Source organism: Chryseobacterium sp. NRRL B-14798 (genome assembly GCF_050470705.1).
Classification (GTDB): Bacteria; Bacteroidota; Bacteroidia; order Flavobacteriales; family Weeksellaceae; genus Chryseobacterium; species Chryseobacterium cupriresistens.
In genome coordinates this window covers 4,477,503-4,499,915 of sequence record NZ_JBFLUL010000005.1, presented here as the reverse complement: position 1 = coordinate 4,499,915, position 22,413 = coordinate 4,477,503, and the positions used below count along the sequence as shown (strand labels likewise).

Genomic DNA, 22,413 nt, shown 5'->3' with positions numbered 1-22,413 from the left:
TAAAATTATATTATTGTGTTCCCTGTATTTCCATTCTTGCGGTCTTTTTTCAAGGATTGGGTAAAGTTTTAATTATTCAGATAACTTCCGTAATAGCCTGTTTAAAAAAAGAAAGGAAATTGTATTCGGATACCAGCAAGTATCAGGTGCTGTAATTTTAATAATAAATAATAAAAACCCCGTTTTACAATTTGTAAAACGGGGTTAGTTTTTAATAAAAGGTTTATCAAACCTGATATCCGAGCAGCTTTCTGATCTGATAGAAGAATCTTTCAATCAGTCGCAGATCCTGTGTGACAATCTCTGCACTGCCTCTAAGCTCTTTATCGAATGTAAGTGTCTTGTTGTAGCTCGTTTTTAATCCTTTTGGCAAGATCACATCTACATAGTAGTTTCCTTTATCATCAGGAATCAGGGAGATGTTCTGTACTTTTCCTTCGATGATACCGTATTCCTGGAATCTGTAGTTATCCAGTTTAATCAGAACTTTTTCACCCGGAGTTATTTTTCCTGAGTTTGTTGTAGGTACGGACATTCTGCCCACCAACTGCTCTTTATTTTTAGGAAGAATAGAAAGGATGGGTTCACCTACTTTTACGAATTGATTCTCGCCAAAAAACTGCTGAAAACTGGCAACGCCGTCTGTGGATGAGATCACCAGATAGTTCAGCTCCCACTGTTTCAAAGATTTTCGCAGCTGTTCAAGAAGCTGCAGGGTTTGTGACGAGTAGGTAATTCTGTCTTTTTCTGTGTTAATGGCAGTTCCGCTTTTGGTTTTATTCAGGTTGGAGATCCCTTCATCCATTTGTGATATGGAAATTTTAATATTCTCAAGATTTTGCTGAGCCTGAAGATATTTGATTTTTTCGTTTTCAAGTTCCATAGCAGAGATAACACCTTGATTAAATAGTTCCTGAGATCTGTTGAAATTTTTCTTAGTCAGATCATACTTTATAGACTCCAGATTTTTCTGCTGTTTTAACGTGGCAATTCTTACTTTATATTCTGAAATACTCTGATTGGCCGCCAGATTTTCGGGAGCGTATGGCTGTAATCTTGTAAAAAGGGCTTCGTCCTGAAATGCTTTTGCAAAACTGTTGTACTCACCCTGTAATTCACCGAGCTTGAATCTTGAAGCCTGGGCAATAGGGAAGGAGTATAATTGATCGGGGGTGATGGAGTCTACCAGTTTTTTAAGCTCTAAAATATCCTTATAGTTGGCTGCAGACTGCATCACCATCAGGACATCATTCTTTTTAACTTCCTGGTGGTCTTTTATGAATATTTTTTCAATTTTAGAGCTGGTTCGTGCTTCTATTTTCTCCGGAGGATTCTGAGAAGTCACAATAATAGGAGCCGGCACAAATTCCGGATATTTTATAATGTAGCTCATTAAGAGAATCAACAGCAGAATAATAAATATTACCGTATTTCCCCAGCGGATCATCCAATGAGGCGGTTGGGTAAGAATATCCTGTACGCTTTCTGAGCGGAGTTCAATATTGTCTAAAACGTCTTCTTTCATTGTTATGTAGTAAAATTTCCCCCAATATTTCAGGGGGAATATAATTTAAATAATTGGGCAGTTCCCGTCATACCATGATGGTGGCGATGTGTCTGCATCCGGCGGGCATTCAAAATGCTTTATGCTGCATGGTACCCAGCTGCCTAGACACCAGGATCCACAGCAGTTGTTGTCCGGAATAATAACACCTCCGCTGACAAATGTCAAATCTTTTCTCGAAAGTTTTTTAAGATTTTTCATGATTACTATTAGTTTTATTTTTCCTACTCTGTAAGCTTTTCGGATTCCGCTATAGGGTGGCTTTATCTTGGTTAATTTCCTAATTCAAGCTGGTTTCTTACCAATCTGTAATATTCTCCTCTTAAGTCTACCAGCTCAGCATGGCTTCCTTCTTCTACCACTCTTCCCTGATCCAGTACAATGATTTTGTCCGCATGTCTTACTGTGGAAAGTCTATGGGCAATCACCACTGCTGTTTTGCCTTTGAAGAACTGCTCAAGGTTTTCCATGATCACTTTTTCATTATTGGCATCCAGTGCAGAGGTAGCTTCATCAAACAAAATATATTCAGGAGCTTTATAAACAGCTCTTGCAATGAAAAGTCTCTGTTTCTGGCCACCACTTACTCCAACACCCTCATTTCCGATTTTAGTGTTATAGCTTAATGGAAGACTTTCAATAAAATCTTTGATATTGGCTATTTCTACAGCACGTCTCAGCTTTTGTTTATCTATATGATCTTCACCAACAGCAATATTGTTGGCAATGGTGTCATTGAATACATATCCTTCCTGCATGACAACACCACAATGATCCCTCCAGTATCTTGGAGAAATATTTTTCATATTGGTATTTCCGATTCTGATTTCACCCTGATCAGGATCATAAAACTTCATCAGCAGTTTCAATAAAGTTGTCTTTCCACTTCCGCTGGCCCCTACAATTGCTGTCGTTTGCTGATAAGGTATTGTAAGGCTGAGATTTTCAAAAACCGGAACATCGGAACCAATATACCTGAACGACATATCTTTGATTTCAATATCTTGTTTCGGAACATCGGTAACGTATTGCTCATTCTTATCTTCTTCATCATCTTTATCGTGGATTTCTCCTAATCTTTCAAGAGAGATTTTAGCATCCTGTGTCTGCTTGATAAAGTCGATAAGCTGAAGAAGCGGGCTGTTCAGCTGTCCGATGATATACTGAACAGAAAGCATCATCCCCAAAGTAAGGTTTCCGCTTAAAACAAGTTTGGCAGAAAGAAAACTCACCAGAATATCTTTCATCTGATTGATAAAATTACCTCCCACAGACTGCCATTGTTCTAAGGATAGAGATTTTATCCTGATTTTAAATAGTTTTACCTGAAGAAATTCCCAGTCCCATCGTTTTTGTTTTTCAGCATTATGCATTTTGATTTCCTGCATTCCGTTGATAAGTTCGATGACTTTACTCTGCTCCTGAGATACCTGAGAGAATCTCTTGTAATCAAGTTCTTTTCTTTTTTTCAGGAAGAAACTGATCCATCCGATATATAATACTGCTCCAACAAGATAAACAAGGAAAAGCCTGTAATCATAAAACAGTAAGACAATACTGAAAATGATAAGGTTCACCAGTGAGAATAATGTATTTAATGAAGAACTTGTAAGGAGCTGTTCAATTCTGTGATGGTCATTAATTCTCTGCATGATATCTCCTGTCATCCTGGTATCAAAGAAACTTATCGGAAGTTTCATCAATTTAATAAAGAAATCGGAGATGATCGAAATGTTAATTCTTGCTGAAAGGTGGAGAAGAATCCAGCTTCTTATGGTTTCAATTCCCATTCTTCCCAGAAATAACATAATCTGTGCAAGCAAAACTACATAGATAAAATTAATATCCTGGTTCTGGATCCCAACGTCTACAATACTTTGGGTAAGAAACGGAAATATAAGGGAAAGTAAACTTCCTCCTAAAAGTCCGATCGCAAGCTGTATAACAAGTGTTTTGTACTTTAGAAGATATTTGGAAAGGAATGTAAAACTTGCCTTACTTTCTTCTGCATCAAATTCTGTTTGAAAGAATGCAGGAGTAGTTTCAAGGATCAGGACAATTCCCTCTTCTGTATTTTCGTTGGCATTTTCTCCGATCCAGGACTTGATAAATTCTTCTCTGGTATAAGTGATCAGTCCATAGCTGGGATCTGAAATATATACCTTGTTATTTTTGTCAATTTTGTATACAACAACAAAATGATTTTTATTCCAGTGTGCCACACATGGGAAAGGAACTTCTTCTGTGAGGGTATTGAAATCGATCTGGACTCCCATTGACCGGAATCCCAGATTTTCTGCGGCATCACTCAGCCCAAGAAGGCTGCTTCCTTCACGGGTGGTTTCGGAAAGGTTACGGATCTGCTGCAGGGATATACTTTTACCATAATACTTACTTACGATCCTGAGACATGTAGGACCGCAGTCTTTGGTATCTGGCTGCTTATAAAAAGGAAACTTTTTTTTCAAAACTACTACTCATTATAAAATGCCGCCAAATTATGGCGACATTTTTGCTTTAATTCAATTATAATTCAATGAAATGGTAAACTGGAAATAGTCCCATTGATCACCGTTTTTCTACTCTTTTACATCTTTTCAGATGGTTATTTTGTTTTTCCTAAGATAGTGAAATTTTTAAATGAAGAAGATTTATTTGCTAAATCTCATCATCCTCGATTAATTCATCAATAAAGAAGGTGATATCTTCGCGATCATACTTATCCGGGAACTGATATCCGTTGATGATAAAGATTGGCGTAAAGCTTAATCCTGCATTACTGTTTTCCTTAGACATCTCTATCAGCGGATCCAGATTTTCTGAATTTACTTTTCCTCCGGAAAGTGCATTGATTTTGCCTTCATCCTTGGTTTCAAACCATTCTTCAACAGCGTGTAAAAACTCTTTTTCAGGTTTGTTATGATAAATATGAGTTAAATCTGAAATAAGCTGTGTATATTTTTCTGGAGCTCTGTCCGGGCTGTAATTGAATCTCATCTGCAATGAAATATCATCAGGGTATTTCTCCAAAAGTCCTTCCACCAATTTATGCGCATCTTTACAGAAACCACAGTATGGGTTGGAAACGATAGAAATACGAAGCTTGGCATCCCTTTTTCCAACAGCAAAAGTTTCAGTATCCTGAAATTCTATTTTTGGATTTTGTTCCATCTGATTTTTGAAAAGCTCATAGTTTCTTTTGAATCTGAGATTTTTTGCATTCGATTTTTGCAGCGTTTCTTTTTGCTCAAGAAGAGTATTGAAATAAATAACTGCCGAAAATACAAGAGCCCATAGAATGACAGTCAATAAAAGAGTTCCCACACTGAAAGACAGGTTCTCAAAAAATAAACTGCTTACTACGATCTGGCCTACAAGAATTGAAATGATCAAAAGACATACTCTGCAGAATGTTTTTTCTACAAATGCCTGAATGTACAGAGAGTACCCGATTGCAAGTACAGAAACGAATGTAAATCCTTTTACAATATAAGCTGTAGCTGGTAAGAACAGACCTAATACAGCGAGTCCTGTAAAATAAATCAGAGAAAAATCTGCAAATTTTAAACCCAGAATACTGGTTTTATCCTGTTTTATAATTTTATCACAGGAGTTGGCTGTCTGGCTTGCTGCTGCACCTCCGCCTCCGCATATACTTCCGATAACCGTAGAGGTGTTTCCGAATTTCTGGTTGAAAATTTCCAGAGAAATATAAACTCCTGCTAACGAAAGAAGGTTGAATATAGCTTCATAGATGCTTTGGCTTATCAAAGAATAAGCAAGAACGGCAGCAAAAATAATATAAAGAACCGGCTTGAAATTGAATGTCAGTTTGCTTTCTGCATTTTCTGTTTTTTCAAACAATAATACAAAGTCCGTCGATTTATTATAAAGCTCCTCTTTACCGAAAGTTTTTGCTTTTTCCGAATATACTGAATAATTGCTTCCTGACTTTTTTACAAGAGAGAATGAATTCTCAACAATGGCAATAAATTCCTCTGGAAGTTCGTCCCAATATTCTTTGTCAAGTTCATAAGCGTCATTTTTTACCCCCATAAAGTTGAGTGTGTCACTGAATGCCAGTGCAGATGGGTAATTGGGATGAGAGTTGAACTGGAAAATAAATTCCTGTTTATCTAGTTTTAGATGGTTGATTAGTTTGTCAAAAATCATATTAATATTTTTATCTAAAATACACAGATGTTTTAAATATACAAAAAAAAATCTCCTTTATTAGTGAGATATAAACGGATGTTGATAAATTTTATTTGATCTTCAGTATTTTATTTCTTGAATCCGGATACGAAAGCAGTTCTTGGAATATGCCTTTTGTATTATTCTTTGAGTAATTGATGTTTTAATATTTTAAGCGGGATTATTTTAAGAAGGAAAGATCCATTTCCCACAGGCAGGTATTCTAAAGTTTTCATGGTTAAGCGTACATTAAATGTTGCCTGTGGGAAGTAAAAGGATCTATTAGAAAAAGTATTTCGTGTTTTTACCTGAGACAAAGATGCATTCATAACTCTGGGAATGCAAGAAAGGGATGTCGGAATTGATAAATTTTGGATAATCTATTATCCGTTCCTGTAGGATTGCGTTGATGGAATGAATTAAGAAAATAGAAAAGTGTACCATTATGCCTTTACAGGAATATAACACAAGGTCCTTTACTATTTCGATTGATTTTTATGGAAATGTAATACTTGATAATCTTTGTGGACTTTAATTCAAGCTGGGATTATTTGTCAACATATCTGATGCTAAAGAGCTTGGGAGATCATATGGTATAATGGCAGTTATGTGGAAATCCCTATTTTGAGACAATAAACGGAATCGATATAAAAATGAATGGATTTTTATCTGAGAATATCCTGGATTATGAAGTTCAGATTTTTGGAAATATCATATAAAATACTGAGGATAACTCCAACTTTAAAACATAGGAAATAAAGCTGAGAAATAATATTTTTTATTTAAACAAATGTTTTATTTTGTTATTATTTTATAGCTTGTAGTGGGTTTTACCCTTGTTTTGTTTATTAAATTTCGATATTCTATGTAATTTGTAACAAACAGAAATGAACTCAAAAAAACTTAAAAAATCATAAAGTTTTCATAAAGTTTTAAAAAAGGATAGAAATGTTTTTGTATTTATAAAATATGTCGTACTTTTACATCGCCTTGAATGAGGGAACAAGTCAAGGTAATAAATTTTTTTTCATCATTTGTGTTTTTAGAATCGTATCGCCTGATACGATTCTTTTTTTATGTTTTCTCATAGCTTAAGAGAAGATCAATAAAGTAAGAATAGGTAACAGAGCCTTCCTGCTGATTGCTTTTCAGGAACAGGTTGTTAGTAAATCCAAAGAATTCATCAAGCCATCCCTGATGTTGAAAAATAAAACTTTTTTCATAAGCACGGTCTCTTTTCATGGCGGGAGAATACTGGTGAAGAATATTCTTTACAAATTCAGGATCTTTCTCCACAATAAATCTTAAAAGACTTTTTAAAGTGAAAAATTCAGTACTGTATCTCAACTCAGGATTACCGGAATGAATGCCTATTAAGTACCCTATAAAATTAGCTTCCTGCTCTCTGGCAAATCCAAGCTGATGTGAACTTTCGTGCGCTGTGGTGAAAGGGATTAATGTATGAGGCAGCTCAGTATTATACTGGGCTTCAGCTGTAAAAGGATTATAATAGCCTAAAATTCCTGTAAAGCTCATTACATTTTTGAATAAACTAGGCTTGATGTCCAGTATCTCTGGAGCTTTTTTATCGGAAATATAAGAAGGCAGCTTTGTCTGCTGATTCAGGATTTCCCTTTGAATAGATGTAAGGTTTGTGATTATAAATACTCCGTTGCTGTCCTCCTGTGTATACTGTCGTGTTGCCTTACACTTTTCAAGATAAACAAGAGCCAGTTTTTTTGCTTTTTCTATATCCGGTTCATTCTGGCTGGAAAGTTTTTTAATAATAGGAACCTGAAAATACAGCATTCCCCAAAAGATCTGATAAATAAAATAAAAGATATTCATGACGATAAGAATTTTTCTCATCGAATCACTTCTTTGCTGCTTTTTGAATAAGGTGATGAAACAGTATAAAAGAAAAGCTCCCAGCACAATATAGATCAAATCCCCGACAGAAAATGGAACCCAGCTGAACAGCACCTGATGAAGCTCTTTCTGAAATTCAAAAAAGCGTTCAAAAAAAGAAATCATTATTTTGGATTTTGAAAATCCATAAAACAAAAGAAATTGGGCAAGTAATACACCTGCCCAAAATCTTTTTTTCTTATATATATTTGTTGTTATATTAATGACCACTGCCTTTAGATATTTTATCAAGATCAATGCCCTGGGCTTTCAGAATCCCACTTACACGGATCGCATAGAATGCAAGATAAGCAAAACAAATAACCCCTACGATATAACTGAAATGAATATTGGTAATATCTGCAACATATCCCTGTATAACGCTTACAATACCTCCTCCCATAATCATCATGATAAGGTATCCTGAACCCAGGTTAGTGTGTTTTCCAAGCCCGTTGATAGCCAGTGCAAAGATACACGGCCATAGCGTAGAGCAGAAAAGACCTACACTGGTAAATGCATATACAGATACCATTCCTGTAGTGAACATCCCTATAAGTAGAGCGGTGATCCCTGCCAGAGAGAAGATCAGAAGCATTCTTGCCGGGTTTCCTTTGCTTAAAATATCACAGATAATCATTGCGATAATGATAAATCCATATACATAGAACGGAGAAAGATCATGATCGGCAATAGCGTTTACCAATAAAAATACACCGAATGCAAGATAAGGAGCTAAGAATCTTAAGATCTTTTTGAATCCTGCATTGACATCAAATGCTTCTACAGCACCTGTCCAACGGCCAATCATTAATGATGCCCAGTATAAAGAGATATAAGGTGCTACCTCTTTCGTTTCAAATCCCAAGCTTTTTTCCATATAAGCCGGAAGGTTACTGGCTGTGGAAACTTCTACCCCTACATAAACAAAAATAGCGATCATTCCCATCACCAGCTGAGGATACTGGAATGCTGACTTTCTATGTTCTCCCGGAGTTGCATCATCGGTGTCCTCAGTGTTTGTTGGAGTTACTGCAGGAAGAGAAGAGAATTTAAGCATTAAAGCTACCAGAGCAAAAGCTGCTCCTAATATCAGATAAGGTGTTTTTACACTTTCTATACTTGCTTCCGTGTTGGCAGCACTTGCAGATCCAAAAATAGCAAATGCAACGATAAGTGGTCCAATAGTAGTTCCTAAGTTATTAATCCCTCCTGCCATTGTTAGCCTCTGAGATCCCGTTTCCGTAGGACCTACTTCAATAGCAAGCGGATTAGCAACAATCTGCTGAAGAGAGAATCCTAAACCTACAATAAATAACCCTGAGATCATTAAAGGGAAAGAATGCATATTGGCAGCCGGGTAGAACAATAAGGTTCCCAATGCGGAAATCAGAAGCCCCACAATAAGACCATTCTTATATCCGATTTTATTGATCAAATCCTGTTTAAGGCTCTTTGATACAAGCATATAAATTAAAGAACCTACAGTATATGCTACATAAAAGCATATCTGTACAAGCATACTTTCAGTTTGGGATAGATTGAAGGCTTTTTGAAAAACAGGGATCAGAATATCATTACTGGCTGCTACAAATCCCCAAAAGAAGAATACAGTAACCAACGGAATGAATTGGGCCCAATTGGTTTGTTTAGAATAATTTGACATATTTATTATAGATTTCACAAACAAATATAACTATTTCCTTTCAACGGAATACCTGATTAAGGTTTTTTTTATTGTCTCATAAGCCTCTGCTTTTGAGTCTTTTGGAGAATCTGAAGGCTCAATGATGCCATTGTAATATACCTTTACCCTTCCGGGAAAGCCTTTTGAGTTTTCAAAAGGGAACATTTCTTTAAGTCCCACAAAGGTATAAACAGCGATAGGAGAATGATGTTTTGAAGACAGTATAAATGCACCGTCCTTAAAATCATCCAGGATAATAGAAGTGTCGTCCGGCACACCGCCTTCAGGAAAAATCGCGATACTGTTGCCTTCTTCCATCTTCTCTGCACATCTTCGGTAAACATCTGCACGGCTTTTTGCACTCGCTCTGTCTACCATTACACATATCCTTTTATATATAGTTCCGAAAATAGGAATCTTAACCAGTTCTTTTTTTCCTACAAAACAGATCGGATGATCAGGAAACAGAATACATGCAAGCATGATATCCATAATAGACGTATGATTGGAGATAAAGACATAAGGGATATTTTTATCTTTTTCCTGTTCCGAAAGTTTAATCAGGTCATATCTGAAACCCATTCCGTAGAACATACCGAAACACCATAGCCTGACCAGTTTATAGCCGTATTTATAATGCTTTTTATTAAAGGATAAAATGTAAACCGGGATCCCAATAATAACTGTCAGAAAAAATGCCAACAGCAGCAGCCAGAATCTCCAGAGATAATTTAAAATTTTTGTCACAGCCTAACCGTTAAAAATTACTTTCTTTTTTATCGAATAATTCAGAATGGAAACCAGCAATATTGCTGCAATTTTACTGATCATTTCCGGGCTCAAGGTATAAAAAAATAAATTGATATTATCTTTAAATACGAAACTGTAAAATACCTGGAAAAAACCTAAGCTGAGTAATGTTGAAAAAAAAGATACTACCATAAAATAAGCAAATTCTTTTCTCTTCGAATGTTTTCCCCTTTCAAATACAAACCAGATGCTCAGAAAATAATTGGTAATAATCCCGCAGCTCGTGGAAAAAATGTTGCTTAAAGGATAGTGTACTCCGTAGAAATTGGTTTCCTTTACAAAGAAGTGCGGAAGATAGGTGCTGAAAATCTTAAAGCTTCCTATTTCTACAATGGCACTCAGTCCTCCTGCAATGATGAAGAACAAAACCTGTTTCTGGCGTAAGAGTATTTCTTTCATTTAATAAGTATAAAACTAAACATCTTTGTACATATCGGACAGTCTGCCAGGTTGATTTATCTCTCACAATATAAACACCTTAGAGAATTTCTTCTGTTTATAACGGTTTTTAAATCCCAGCAGTTATACCGCTTGACAATATGAATATGCAAATTTATAACTATATGTTAAACACTGAAAAAAGTTGTTAAAATATTTTTTTTAATAAAAATTATTTCTAATTTTAATATTCAGAATGATGTAATAAAGACCTGATAATAAATTCATTTTCAACTCCTTGTGTTGATGGTTTTTTCTATCTTGTAGTGCACGGTTAAGAGCATATACTCCAACTTTTTTATGACCCAATTATTAATAATATTTGTATGAAACGTCAAAACAAATACAGAAAATTCCAGCTTCAACAGAAAAATATTGAGGCTCTTGAGAAAGAAAATTCCCGCTTCAAAAGAGTGTATTCAGAGTATGAAAATATGTCAAACGAATTGTGGAATCTTGAAAACTCCACTGGCGATCCGGTGCCTGATGATTTTATCAATGCAATGGAATTACAGACTTCCTATCTTGAAGATGAAATAGAAGATTGGCTTTTACAATTCAACGAAAAAAAAACACAAATCAAACATTAATGATTTTAGACAGCTTCCAGGTTGTTTTTAAATGCTAATTGAAGATAAATTCATAATTTAGCACCCTTAAATTAAAATCTAAAATATGGTTGCTATTGTAGATAGTGGTTCTACTAAAACGGATTGGGTAATTCTTGATGACTTTAAAAAAGTTTTTCTGAAAACAGAAACCATCGGTTTCAATCCAAATTTTATCAACAGAGAACTTATCGCTCCTGAAATACAGAAAAATAGCAATCTGATATCGGTTAAAAATTCAATTACCAAAGTCTTTTTTTATGGTTCCGGATGCGGAGTGAAAAAAAACTGCGAAACCATAGAAGAAGAGCTGACAAAAGTTTTTGGAAAAGCAGAGATTATTGTGAAGGAAGATCTGATGGCTGCAGCCTATGCAGCATACAGTGGAAAACCTGCTATCGTGTGCATTCTCGGCACAGGATCTAATTCCTGTTTTTTTGACGGTGAAAATGTGAAGATAGAATTGCCTTCGCTGGGATTCCTGATCGGGGATGAAGGAAGCGGCAGTGCTATCGGAAAGCAGCTGGTACGCAGATATTTTATGAAAAAACTGCCTGCGGATCTTCATAAAGAATTTGAAGCAGATTATCAGCTTACCGTAGAAGATGCATTGAAAAACATGTATCACACGCCGAGACCCAATGCATATCTGGCGAATTTTACCAAATTTGTAATCGAAAGAAAAGATCATCCTTATTTCAAAGATATGGTTTTTGAAGAAATGAAAAGTTTCTTTGAATACCAGGTTCTTCCTTATGAGGAGGCGCATGAGGCCGAGATCAATTTTATTGGCTCCATCGCTTATTATTATGAAAATATACTACGTTCTGTAGCTGCAGAACTTAATTTAAATGTGGGACATGTTGTGCAGAAACCAATTGAAAGCTTAGTAGATTACCACATTAAATATATACTTTAACAAAAAACAAAATTTTATGTCAAGTAACAACAATCGTGACGAAAAGAACTTTAGCCAGGCAGCGCTAGATTATCATAAAGCAGAACCCAAAGGAAAAATTGAAGTTATCCCGTCAAAGCCACACTCTTCCCAAAGAGATTTATCATTGGCTTACTCTCCGGGAGTAGCGGTTCCTTGTATGGAAATTCATGATAAGCCGGAAACTGTATATGATTATACGGGAAAAGGAAACCTGGTAGCAGTCATTTCTAACGGTACTGCCGTACTTGGACTGGGAGACATCGGTGCTGAGGCTTCAAAACCGGTAATGGAAGGGAAGGGACTATTATTCAAGATCTTTGCAGATATCAACGTTTTTGATATTGAGATCGATGAAAAAGATCCGGATAAATTTATTGAAATCGTAAAAGGAATTGCTCCTACTTTCGGAGGAATCAATCTTGAAGATATTAAAGCTCCTGAAGCTTTTTATATAGAACAAAGACTGAAAGAGGAGTTGAATATTCCTTTGATGCACGATGACCAGCACGGAACAGCTATTATCTCAGCTGCTGCATTGATCAACTCTCTGCAAATTGCCAATAAAGATATTGATAAAGTAAAAATGGTGGTGAACGGAGCTGGTGCTGCAGCGATTGCATGTACCAAGCTTTATATTTCTTTAGGACTGAAAAAAGAAAATGTCCTGATGTGTGACAGTAAAGGCGTAATCAATCATAAAAGAGAAAACCTTACTCCTGAAAAATTAGATTTCATCGCTCAGACAGATATCGAAACATTAGAAGATGCTGTAAAAGGATCTGATGTTTTTGTAGGATTGTCAAAAGGAAACGTAATGACTCCTGAGATGTTGCAGAGCATGAATGAAAATCCTATTGTATTTGCTCTTGCCAACCCTGATCCGGAAATTGCTTATGATCTTGCACTGGAGACCCGTAAAGATGTGATCATGGCTACAGGTAGAAGTGATTATCCTAACCAGGTCAACAACGTATTGGGATTCCCTTATATCTTCCGTGGAGCATTGGATGTACAGGCTACAGGAATTAATGAAGCCATGAAACTCGCTGCGGTACACGCTATTGCTGATCTTGCAAAAGAACCGGTGCCGGAAGCTGTAATTTTAGCATACAATGTTCAGAACCTTCAGTTTGGAAGAGAATACTTTATTCCAAAACCATTTGATAACAGACTGATCACAAAAGTATCAAGCGCTGTAGCAAAAGCAGCTATTGAAAGTGGTGTTGCCAGAAAAACCATTACGGATTTTGACGAATACGAGCACCAGCTTTTAGACAGAATGGGTAGAGATGAAAGATTGGTAAGAATGATGCAGAGCCGTGCGAAATCCAATCCGAAAAGAATTACCCTTGGAAATGCTGAAGAATACAATGTATTGAAAGCTGCTCAGATTCTTTATGAAGAAGGAATTGCTTCCCCAAGCCTTTTAGGAGATAAAAAATACATCAAGGAGCAGATGGAGCGTTACGGAATTACTCTGGATGTTCCGATCATTGATCCAAGTGATGACGATCAGAAAGAAAACAGAAAAAAATACAGAGAAACTCTTTGGAAACTTCGTCAGAGAAAAGGAATGAACGAGTACAAAGCGAAGAGATATGTACGCCAGAGAGACTATTTCGGACCTTTGATGCTGAAACATGGTGATACAGACGGACTTATCGTAGGATTCTCTAAAAACTATACTTCTGTTTTACGTCCTGTTTTAGAAGTTATTGAAAAAGATAAAGGAGTAGATAAAGTGGCGGCCATGATGATGATCTTGTCTGAAAAGAAACCTATTTTCTTCGCAGATACCTCTATCAACCAAAACCCTACAGCAGAAGATCTTGTGAATATTGCTAAAATGGCTGAATTTACAGTAAAATCTTTTGCGATTGAACCAAGAATTGCAATGCTTGGATTTGAAAACTTTGCTGCGATTTCTGAAACTTCCAAGAAAGTAGCAAAAGCAGTAGGAATCCTTCATGAAAAATATCCGAAAATGGTTGTGGATGGTGAAATTCAACCTGATTTTGCAATGAACGCAGACCACCTGAGCGATTATCCATTCTCAAAATTAGGAACTACTCCTGCCAACACATTCATTTTCCCGAATCTGGAAAGTGCAAACCTTTCTTACAAAATTCTGAGAGGTATGAAAGTAGCACAGGTTATCGGACCTATCTTAATGGGATTAAAGCAGCCGGTACACGTACTTCAGATGCGTTCAAGCGTTGATGAGATCGTAAACCTTGCTACCATTGCTGTTCTTGATGCTCAAAGAAGAGAGAAGAAATAATACAGAACAGATGGCATCACTCGAAATAAATAATCCATCTTTCTTATTTCAAAATTGACACTTTAAACCGTGTACAGATAGTAAAAAGGCTCCATATTTTGGAGTCTTTTGTTTTTCTGTTAATTCCTTGAATTCTTATTTAAAATTTAAGTTAAAAATCATTCGTACATCAAATGAAAACATTAATTAGTTTAAATTGCTATATTTGGGAGTTTTAAAAATTAATAATGATATTTTCTTTACAAGGCACTGTTCAAGAACTTACGCCTACTTACGCTGTCATCAATGTTCAAGGAGTTGGTTACTACGTGGGAATCAGTCTGATGACCTCACAGACGCTGGTTTTGAATCAGCAGACCTTTTTATTTATTCAGCAGATCATTCGTGAAGATGCTCATCTTCTCTTTGGATTTAACACACGTTCAGAAAAAGAAATGTTCAATCTGTTAATAAGCGTTAATGGAGTAGGAGCTGTTTCAGCATTGATTCTGTTGTCAACATTGAGCCTTGATGAGATTGCTTCGGCGATACTTTCCGGAAACAGTGCATTGATCCAAAAAGCAAAAGGAATTGGTGCAAAAACTGCCGAAAGGATTATCGTGGATCTTAAAGATAAAGTACAGAAATACAGCGATCCAAACGCGAACATTTCTGTGATGGTGGATAATAAAATTAAGGAAGAATCGTTATCTGCATTAGAAGTTTTAGGCATTCCTAAACGAACAAGCGAGAAGATTGCGGATAAAATTATCAAACAAAATCCAAACATCTCGGTAGAAGAATTGGTTAAACAAATATTAAAAAACATTTAACATTTGGTGGCGAATATTAAGCATCTTAACATATTTTTGTTCCTGTCGTTCCTGTGTATGTCTGTGAGTGCTTTTGGGCAGGCCCAGAAAGATACAGCGATCATAAGAAAACAATATGAAGTGGCCGACCCTACGAGGTATGAAGCCTATTACGACATAAAAACCGGGATGTACTATGTATATCCAAAAATCGGAAATACCATTACAGGTCCTCCTACAGCCATGTCTCCGGAAGAGTATAAAGAATATATGCTTGCCAGCCAGACAAAAGCCTATTACAAGGAGAAATCCGATAAATATAATCTTCTCTTCAGAAGAGACAGATCTGATGCCAGAAAGAAGGGGCTTATTCCTTCATTACAGATCAACAACAAGCTTTTTGAAACCATTTTCGGTGGTAATAAAATTGAAATCATCCCTTCAGGATACGCATCCCTGGACTTTGCAGGACTTTACCAGAAAATAGATAACCCAATGATCCTGCCTCAGAACAGGACCAGTTTTACCTTTGATATCGATCAGAGAATTCAGTTGGGATTATTGGGGAAAGTAGGGGAAAACCTTCAGTTAAAGGCCAATTATGATACCCAGAGTGGTTTTGCTTTTGAAAACAGGATGAATCTTGTATGGCAGGCAAAAGGAAGCTGGAAAGATCTTCAGAGTAAAGGTCTTGGAAATGTAGATAAACCCAACGAAGGAGGAGAGGATAAAATCATCAAAAGAGTTGAATTTGGTAACGTAAACATGCCGCTATCAACCAGCCTTATCCGTGGTTCACAATCGCTGTTCGGGGTGAAAACAGAATTCCAGTTAGGAAAAACATTTGGAACAGTAGTTCTTTCCCAGCAGCAGGGTGAAGCCCGTAATATTGTAGTACAGGGTGGTGGTGTGATGAACAATTTTAAAGTCAATGCCATTGACTACGAAGAAAACCAGCACTTCTTTATAGGACATTATTTCCTGAACAAATATGATGATGCCTTACTTAATTATCCGCAGATCAACTCAACCATCAACATTACCAGAATGGAAGTCTGGGTATTGGATCAGGGGAACAGTAATCTGGCATATCAGAAAAGTATTATCGGGATCAGAGACTTGGGAGAAGGTCCTGGAGGAGTTACGCTGCCGGATAACTCGCTGAACGGATTGTATGATGAAGTATCACAAGTAGCTGGAACAAGAGAAGCTGGGAAAAATTACAATGCTCTTTTTCAGGGGCATGTCTTCCCGGGAACACCTACTCCCTACAATAACGGAGAAGAATTTGTTCTTGCTACAAAAGCGAGAAAGCTGAATGCTAACGAATTTATCTACCAGCCACAGCTGGGATATATTTCATTAAACCAAAAATTGAATGACCAGCAGCTTTTAGCCGTTTCGTACTCTTATACTGTTAATGGAAGTAATAAAGTATACAAAGTAGGGGAATTTTCTGAAGAAAGCCCTGTGCTGATCACCAAGGTATTGAGAGTAAATAACAAGGTGAACACTCAATCTCCGATGTGGGATCTGATGATGAAGAATATCTATTCTATTGATGCGGGACAGGTATCTCCGGATGGCTTTATCCTTAACGTATATTACAGAGATCCAAAAACAGGAGGTAAAGTAAACTATCTTCCAGATACTCCTGTAAAAGATCAGAATTTACTGAAGTTATTTAACTGGGACCGTCTTAATATGAATGGAGATATCCAGAACAATAAAGATGGAAGTAAAGGAGACGGTATTTTCGACTTTGTGAATGGGATTACCATCAGACCGGAAACAGGAAGAGTCATCTTTACCAAAGTACAGCCTTTCGGTAAATTTCTGGAAGCAAAATTAGGAACAAGTGATCCTCAATATATATTTAAGGATCTTTATACCAAACAAAAACAAGAAGCTTCCCAGAGTAACCTTACACAAAGGTATACCATGGAAGGGCGTTACAAAGGTGTTCAGGGACAAGGTATTTCTTTAGGAGCTGTAAACGTTCCTCAGGGATCAGTAAAAGTGGCAGCAAACGGAGTACAGCTTACGGAAGGCGTAGACTATACAGTAGATTATATGCTGGGTACGGTTACGATCATCAATGAAAATGTAAAACAGTCCGGACAGGCCATCAATATTTCACTGGAAAATCAGTTGACATTTAATACCCAAAGGAAAAGATTCTTAGGATTAAACTTAGAAAGAAGATTCAGTGAAAACTTTATCTTGGGAGGAACAGTAATCAATTACTCAGAATCTCCATTGACTCAGAAAGTAAACTTCGGGCAGGAAGCGGTAAACAATACCATGGCAGGGATCAACCTGATGTACAACAATCAGGCCCCTTATCTTACAAGATTTGCCAATAAACTTCCGATGGTAAAAACTGAAGCTCCATCCAACTTAAACTTTAAGATGGAAGCAGCTTACTTATTACCTGGATTGAATAAAGGAACAAATAATCAATCTTATATTGACGATTTTGAACAAACAACCTCTAAAATATCATTAAAAGAGCCGGCAGCATGGAGTTTAGCTTCAAAACCGGAAAAAAATAAATTACCGCCATTTAACACAGTGCCTGGCAATGATGATCTAACAAGCGGATATGGAAGAGGATTATTAACATGGTATAACATCGACCCTAGATTCTGGGGAGTTGGAGGGAAAGCACCTGCAGGAATTACACCGCAGTCTGTATCTAATCACGCTTCCAGAAGAGTACAATATTCGGAGATTTATAATAACAGAGATTTCGTAGCAGGAGAACAAACCTTTACGAATACTTTTGATATCTCTTATTTTCCGAAAGAAAAAGGACCGTATAACGTAAATCCAGTAACAGAACAGGCACAGAGCAGATGGGCAGGGATTATGAGATCAATCAGTGTTCCGAACTTTATTACTTCAAACATTGAGTATGTTGAATTCTGGATGATGGATCCTTACGCAGATGGTAAAACGCTGGGTACTGATCCAAAACTTTTACTTCACTTAGGAAACGTTTCAGAAGATGTATTGAAAGATGGAAAAATGCAGTATGAAAACGGACTGCCAACGCCAGGTACACCATCTTCTACAACGAATTCAAATTGGGGAGTACAGCCAAAACAGCCGCCAATCTTATATGCATTCTCTACAGAAGGAGAGGATAGGAAAGTACAGGATGCCGGATATGATGGTCTTACCTCGGACCAGGAAGCCATGAGATTCGGAAATACGTTTGTAAATCCGGTAACCAATATTGCAGACCCTGCAGTAGATGACTTCGTATTCTATCTTTCGGATAAATTTACAGGAAGTCAGGCAGCTTCAGTAGTGGAACGATACAAATATTTCAGAAACCCTGAAGGAAACTCAGAAGCAAACTCTCTTAACGTAGCTTCACAAACTCCGGATGTTGAAGATATCAATAAAGATTACAACCTGGATCAGACTGAAAACTATAACCAATATGTTATAAAGCTTGATCAGCCAAGTTTGTCACTTGGAACGAATAATATTGTAGATGTAAAAACAGTAAAAGCAACATTCCAGAACGGACAGAGTTCAGATGTTAAATGGTACCTGTTCAGAATTCCTGTAGCGAATTATGATCCAGCTGAAGGGACAGCAGAGCCATCTGTATTGAATAATGTAAGGTTTGCAAGATTGATGCTGGCAGGATTTGACCAGACCTCTACTCTGAGATTCGGAACAATGGATCTTGTAAGATCAGACTGGAGAAAATATACCAGTAAAATTGCCAGTGTAAATGTTCCAAATTCCGACGAAGGAACGGGAACTGTGACAGATCCTAATTTTGAAATAGGAAGTGTAAATATTGAAGAAAATGCATTGAACCAACCTCCCTATGTATTGCCTCCGGGAATTGACAGACAGGTATTGAGTGGAAATGCAGGAGCTCAGAGACAGAATGAAGCTTCACTTTACATGAAAGTGAAAGATCTTAAAACTGAGGCAAGAGGTGTATTCAAAAATACGACGTTGGATATGAGAAGATACAAAAAGCTGAAGCTGTTTGTACACGCTCACGATCCATTGAACAGAGTGATTGGATTGGATGAAAATACCAAATTCTTTATCCGTTTCGGAAGTGATGCTACTGATAACTATTATGAGTATGAATCATCTTTAAGAATGACTCCTACAACAGCAACAGCTCCTATGGAGATATGGCCAATGGAAAATGAAGTTGATTTCGATGTTCAGAACTTTGTAGATGCTAAAATCAGAAGAGATAAATCAGGTGTTGCCATTACGAATAGAACCGTTGACACAGGATATCAGGAACCTTATAAAAATATTTATATTAAAGGTAGACCTAGTTTAGGAAATATTACCACCATTATGATTGGGGTAAGAAATGCAGATCCAAGAACAAACTCTACCATAACAAGAGTTCTGTGGGTAAACGAAATCCGTCTTTCTGAAATTGAGAATGATGGTGGATATGCAGGAAATGCCAGCTTAAACTTCAATATGGGAGATCTGGCAACAGTGAATGCCAATGCCTCTTATACCTCAGTTGGTTTCGGAAATATCGATTCAAAACCTGCAGAAAGGACACAGTCTACTCAATCTGCATTCAGCATCAATACGGCGATCAATGTAGATAAATTCCTTCCGGAAAAAACTGGGGTGAAAATTCCTTTAAACTATTCTTACTCGCAGACTATTGAAGATCCAAAGTACAATCCTCTGGATACCGACGTAGAATTCAATAAGGCACCGAACAAAGAGCAATTGAAAAAAGTAGCGAGAACCTATACTCAACAGAGAAGTATAGGAGTCGTTAACATGCATAAAGAAAGAGTAAATCCAAATAAAAAGCCTAAGTTTTATGATATTGAAAACGTATCAGTAACTGCTGTTTATAACGATGACTATTTCAGAGATATCTATACCAAGAGAAATTACAGACAGTATCTGAGAGGGTATATTGATTATAACTACACTTTTAAACCGTGGGTACTTAAGCCTTTCAACAAAATGATCAGTGATACGGCGAAATCGACAAAGTATCTGAGATGGGTAAAAGAATTCAATATTAATCCAATTCCTACAAGAATCTCTTTCAGAACTGAAATCGACAGAAACTACAACGAGCTTGAGTTCAGAAATGTGGAAGCAATCCTTAATGGTGATATGAACAGTAATTTCGATGCCATCAGAAACAGAAACTTCTTCTTTGGATGGCAGTATGGATTAGGATTCAACTTTACAAAATCATTAAAACTGGAAATCAATTCCGCAACCAGAACATTAAATGACAATCTGGATGTAAATTCGATGGACAGCAAATCGATTTTCGGAAATATATTCAGAGCAGGAAGGCCGGTATTGTATAATCACAGAGCACAGTTAAACTATAAGCTACCATTCCAATATTTGCCTTATCTGGATTTCATTGATGCAGAAGTAGGATACGGATTTACCTATAACTGGGCGGCGAGGTCTACGTCATTGCTTGGATTTACTGATCCTAATACAAATCAGACCGCAAGTTTAGGATCCGTTGGACAAAATACCAATGTGATTCAGGCAACAGCTTCTGCGGATCTTCCGAAGTTCTTTGGACAGTTTAACTATTTCAAAAATATTAATGCCAAACTTCAAAAACGCAGACAGGAGATGGACTCTCTGAATAATGTGTATGCGAAACAATGGGAGAAAAACAGATACCGATATAAAAAATATAAATTTAAGAATAAGCTTACTCCACTTCAAAGTGCTGCATTCTTCTTAACTTCCTTTAAACAGTTAAACGTAAGTTACAACGAAACGAATGGAACAGTACTTCCGGGATTAATATCAGCACCAAACTGGTATGGATACGGACAGACATTGGGAGGTCCGACACTGGGATTCCTTTTAGGTTCACAGGCAGATATCAGAAGAACAGTAATGGAAAACGGATGGGTGAGTAATTCAAATTATATGACAGATCCGTATGTAAGAATGTCGACCAAAGAATTGAGAGCAGACTTACAGGTGATGCCTATGAATGACCTGAGAGTCGATCTTAATGTGTTGCATACCTTCAACAGCAACTTCTCGCATACAGGATTTAACTATACCAATGGTGGGGTTCCTGATACGGATTTTACATTTGCCAGCGAAATGATAACGTATTCCAATACTACGTCGCTTCTCAGCACGTCATTTAAAGATGGGCAGGCAGTTTACCAGGCGATCAGAGAAAATGCAAGAGCGCTTTCTCAACAATTGGGAGGTCCCGGGGCAGTATTGGATAATAACGGATTTGCAAAGCATTACAGCATTGGAAATGCCTATGTATTAATCCCAGCCTTTAGAGCAGCGATGGAAGGAAAATCTGTGTCACCTATGGGTAACCCTAAAAAAGCAGGATTCCCATTGCCAAACTGGAGAATTACCTATTCTGGATTAAAAAATATCCCGATCATCAGCGGGCAGTTCACAAAGTTCGATATCTTACATGCCTATACTGCTACGTATACAGCAACAGGTATTCAAAGCAATGTAGATTATCATGGTAATCCAGATGGATATTATCAAACAGTGGATGATGCCGGTAATGTGAAAAAAAATGATGGAGATAAGATTAACCCATATACATTCGCACAGGTGGGATATGTAGAATCTTTCTCACCACTTATCGGAGTAGATGTTACCATGAGAAACAATATGCAGTTCGGAATACAGTACAACAGAACCAGAATGATGGTACTGGGATTGGTTAACCAGACTCTTACCGAAGATGCGAATACAGAATATGTAGTAAGACTGGGGTATATTGTCAGAAACTTCAGATTAGGAACAGCCAATATCAGAGGAAGAGGAACAAGAGGAAAAGGAAGTGATCTTAACATCAGAGGAGACATTTCATTAAGAGACAGTAAAACATCTATTATGAATATTCTGTTAAATGATGCCCAGGTTACAGGAGGACAGAGACTCATGAACATTAAACTTTCCGCAGATTACAATGTTTCCGAGAATCTGAATCTGAGAGTGTTCTACGAACAGATGACCTCAAAATATAAGATCTCCACAGCATTCCCGCTGTCTACGGTCAGAGCAGGTATCTCAGCCACATTTACATTCGGAGATTCCGGAGGTGGATTCTAAAAATAATACAAACGTAAAAGTCCTTCAGTTTTGAAGGACTTTTTTTATATCCAATATTTGAAGCTACTATATTTTTGAATAC

Annotated in this window: 12 protein-coding genes; 5 read left to right on the top strand and 7 right to left on the bottom strand. The window is 37.0% G+C overall.

The features are described 5' to 3' along the window. Positions 1-226 precede the first annotated feature (226 nt). The 7 genes from AB1278_RS20590 to AB1278_RS20560 form a co-directional block, all read right to left on the bottom strand. Complete coding sequence (locus AB1278_RS20590; protein ID WP_181397983.1) at positions 227-1,525, bottom strand: HlyD family secretion protein; 1,299 nt, start codon at positions 1,523-1,525, stop codon at positions 227-229. 311 nt (positions 1,526-1,836) lie between these two features. Next, positions 1,837-4,032 carry a peptidase domain-containing ABC transporter gene (locus AB1278_RS20585; RefSeq protein WP_429816710.1) on the bottom strand — a complete coding sequence of 732 codons (2,196 nt, stop codon included), beginning with the start codon at positions 4,030-4,032 and terminating at the stop codon, positions 1,837-1,839. 190 nt (positions 4,033-4,222) lie between these two features. Continuing rightward, positions 4,223-5,737, bottom strand: a complete 1,515-nt coding sequence (locus AB1278_RS20580) for a thioredoxin domain-containing protein (RefSeq protein ID WP_227943459.1) — start codon at positions 5,735-5,737, stop codon at positions 4,223-4,225. Between the two features lie 1,095 nt (positions 5,738-6,832). Continuing rightward, positions 6,833-7,792, bottom strand: coding sequence for a DUF3810 domain-containing protein (locus tag AB1278_RS20575; RefSeq protein ID WP_429816707.1), 960 nt, complete (start codon positions 7,790-7,792; stop codon positions 6,833-6,835). A 94-nt stretch (positions 7,793-7,886) separates the two neighbouring features. Continuing rightward, on the bottom strand, positions 7,887-9,332 hold the full coding sequence (locus tag AB1278_RS20570) for an MFS transporter (protein ID WP_429816705.1): 1,446 nt from the start codon (positions 9,330-9,332) through the stop codon (positions 7,887-7,889). Positions 9,333-9,362: 30 nt separating this feature from the next. Continuing rightward, positions 9,363-10,100 carry a lysophospholipid acyltransferase family protein gene (locus tag AB1278_RS20565; RefSeq protein WP_429816703.1) on the bottom strand — a complete coding sequence of 246 codons (738 nt, stop codon included), beginning with the start codon at positions 10,098-10,100 and terminating at the stop codon, positions 9,363-9,365. A 3-nt stretch (positions 10,101-10,103) separates the two neighbouring features. Then, positions 10,104-10,562, bottom strand: coding sequence for a GtrA family protein (locus AB1278_RS20560; RefSeq protein WP_110010710.1), 459 nt, complete (start codon positions 10,560-10,562; stop codon positions 10,104-10,106). Positions 10,563-10,927: 365 nt separating this feature from the next. On the opposite strand from AB1278_RS20560, the gene AB1278_RS20555 reads away from it, so the two are divergent. From AB1278_RS20555 to sprA, 5 genes are all read left to right on the top strand, one after another. Further along, entirely contained in the window at positions 10,928-11,191 is a 264-nt protein-coding gene (locus AB1278_RS20555; RefSeq protein WP_110010711.1) for a hypothetical protein, read from the top strand. An 85-nt stretch (positions 11,192-11,276) separates the two neighbouring features. Then, a complete protein-coding gene (locus AB1278_RS20550; RefSeq protein ID WP_202840544.1) occupies positions 11,277-12,128 on the top strand; it encodes a BadF/BadG/BcrA/BcrD ATPase family protein in 852 nt (283 codons plus the stop codon). A gap of 16 nt (positions 12,129-12,144) precedes the next feature. Beyond that, on the top strand, positions 12,145-14,430 hold the full coding sequence (locus AB1278_RS20545; RefSeq protein ID WP_429816698.1) for an NADP-dependent malic enzyme: 2,286 nt from the start codon (positions 12,145-12,147) through the stop codon (positions 14,428-14,430). A gap of 227 nt (positions 14,431-14,657) precedes the next feature. Continuing rightward, positions 14,658-15,242, top strand: coding sequence for a Holliday junction branch migration protein RuvA (gene ruvA, locus AB1278_RS20540; protein WP_110010714.1), 585 nt, complete (start codon positions 14,658-14,660; stop codon positions 15,240-15,242). Positions 15,243-15,299: 57 nt separating this feature from the next. Beyond that, positions 15,300-22,331, top strand: coding sequence for a cell surface protein SprA (sprA, locus tag AB1278_RS20535; RefSeq protein ID WP_429817412.1), 7,032 nt, complete (start codon positions 15,300-15,302; stop codon positions 22,329-22,331). The last annotated feature ends 82 nt before the right edge of the window (positions 22,332-22,413 follow it).